Raw genomic sequence first — 2844 nt, forward strand, 5'->3', positions numbered from 1 at the left:
CTATTATTAGTTTATATTTTATTTAAGATAATTTTTAATTATTTCTATTATTTTCTTACTTATTTTGCATCTAATGATGTATTTGTAATTATTTTTTATTCAATATTTTGTGAAATTTATTAAATTGTATGATAAAGATGATATTTATGGTATTATGAATAGATAAGAAATATAAATAATTATTTGATATACAAATATAGAATTTTAAGAAAATCTAGCCTTAAAATAAGGCTTATTTGGCAATAGAGGGGAGATTCTAGAAATGATAAAAGAGCAAATAAGAGATCAAATTATAAAAGAATTAATTGATGATAACATTATAGATATGTTTCAGAATAATATTAGACCTATTAATCAGCTTATGTCTTATTATCGTTGTGCAATTATGGAAGTAGAGACGAAATTCAAAGTATTAGATGAACAATTTTCTCTTCAATATGATAGAAATCCAATAGAAACAATAAAATCAAGACTAAAATCACCAGAAGGTATAGCTAAAAAATTAAAGAGAAAGGATTTTCCATTTTCTATAAAGTCTATAGAAGAAAATATAAATGATATTGCAGGTGTAAGAGTTATATGTTCTTTTCCTGAAGATATATATTTACTAGCAGAATGCCTATTGCAACAAGATGATGTAAAGTTGATTGAGGTAAAGGATTATATAAAAAATCCTAAGCCTAATGGATATAGAAGTTTACACTTAATCATAGAGATACCAATTTTCCTGGCAAATGAAAAGAAAAATATGAAAGTTGAAGTTCAACTAAGAACTATAGCTATGGACTTTTGGGCAAGTTTAGAACATAAATTATCGTATAAGAAAGATATACCAGAAGAAAAGACAGATATATTGTCTAAAGAACTATTTGAATGTGCTGAAATCAGTGCAGATCTTGATAGTCGTATGGAGAAAATAAGAAATAGTATATTAAAAAATAACTGGTAATTAGCAAATTTAAGTCGTATGAATTTATATTCATATGACTTTTTCTTACTAGAATATCAATATAATTGAGATATTAAATATTTAATATACTTTCGGTTAATGTTAAATTAAGGGATTTGTATTACAATATAGTAAAATTACATAATAAATACAGTTTAAAAATTAAAAAATATTGTTAAAAAGGTTACCAGTATATCGAAAACATTGGTAACTTTTTTATAATTTATGATAAAATTATTATTAATAGGAAAAATTTATATAAAAAGACTGTATTATTTTAGAAAACTATTGAAATAAGGAAGGACTAAAATGAAAAAAATATTAGTATTAGCAGAAAAGCCTTCAGTAGGAAGGGATATTGCTAGAGTATTAAATTGTAATAGAGAAAAAAATGGATATATAGAAGGAAATAAATATATAGTAACTTGGGCATTAGGTCACTTAGTTACTTTAGCTGATCCAGAAGCTTATAGTGATAAATATAAATCATGGAATATGGAAGATTTGCCAATGCTTCCTAATAAATTAAAAACTGTTGTAATAAAAAAAACATCTAAACAATTTAATACAGTTAAAGCTCAATTAAATAGAGAAGATGTATGTGAAGTTGTAATAGCTACTGATGCAGGAAGAGAAGGAGAACTAGTTGCAAGATGGATAATAGAAAAAGCCCATATTAAAAAGCCATTAAAGCGTCTTTGGATTTCATCTAATACAGATAAAGCTATTAAAGAAGGATTTAGTAAGTTAAAAGATGGAAAAGAATACAATAATTTATATTATTCAGCAATAGCTAGAGCCGAAGCTGACTGGTTAGTAGGTATAAATGGAACTCGTGCATTAACTACAAAATATAATGCACAACTTTCTTGTGGTAGAGTTCAAACACCAACTTTGGGTATGATTTTAAAAAGAGAAGAAGAAATAAGAAAATTTGTACCTAAAGAATATTATTCTTTAGAAGTATATACTAAAAAAGGTAGTTCTAATTTAAAGTTAAATTGGTCAGATAAAAATACTAATAATACTACATCTTTTAATAAAGAAATAATAGAAAATATATATAACAAGTTAAACAATAAAGAAATAAAAATCATAGATATTAAAAAAGCTGAAAAGAAAAAATATTCTAAATCACTTTATGATTTAACAGAATTACAAAGAGATGCAAATAAAAGATTTGGGTTTTCTGCAAAAGAAACTTTATCAATTATGCAAAAATTATATGAACATCATAAGGTACTTACATATCCAAGAACAGATTCTAGATATTTAACTACAGATATAGTAGAAACTTTAAAAGATAGAGTAAAAGCTGTAAATGTAAGTGACTATTCAAAAGTCTGTAATAAGTTGTTAAAGACCAATATAAAAGGAAATAAATCCTTTGTTGATAACTCAAAAGTTAGTGATCACCATGCTATAATACCAACAGAAGAAAGGGTATTTTTAGGTGATTTAAGTGATAAAGAAAGAAAAATCTATGATTTAGTAGTAAAGAGATTTTTAGCAGTACTTTCTCCACCTTTTGAATATGTTGAGACAACAATTACTGGAGAGTGTGAGGGAGAAATATTAAAAGCAAAAGGAAATAAGATTATAAATTTAGGATACACAGAAACTTATAACGATGATGAAGGTGAAGTATTAGATAGTATTCCGGAGATATTAATAAATGATATATTAAAAATAAACCAGATAAATATAAAAAGTGGAAAGACTAATCCACCATCTTATCTAAATGAAGGAACTTTACTTACAGAAATGGAAAAAAATAATTTAGGTACAGTTGCAACGAGAGCAGATATAATAGAAAAATTATTTAATTCATTTTTAGTAGAAAAGAAAAATAACAAAGAAATCCATATAACATCTAAAGGTAGACAGCTTTTAGA

General features: G+C 24.9%; 2 protein-coding genes. Both read left to right on the top strand.

Annotated features, from left to right (window positions below):
* The first annotated feature begins 262 nt into the window (after positions 1-262).
* Complete coding sequence (locus J7G74_RS05645) at positions 263-949, top strand: GTP pyrophosphokinase (RefSeq protein WP_297132941.1); 687 nt, start codon at positions 263-265, stop codon at positions 947-949.
* Positions 950-1258: 309 nt separating this feature from the next.
* A partial coding sequence (locus J7G74_RS05650) for a DNA topoisomerase 3 (RefSeq protein WP_297132944.1) occupies positions 1259-2844 on the top strand: 1586 nt, incomplete at its 3' end.

The organism is Terrisporobacter sp. (assembly GCF_017888745.1).
Lineage (GTDB): Bacteria > Bacillota > Clostridia > Peptostreptococcales > Peptostreptococcaceae > Terrisporobacter.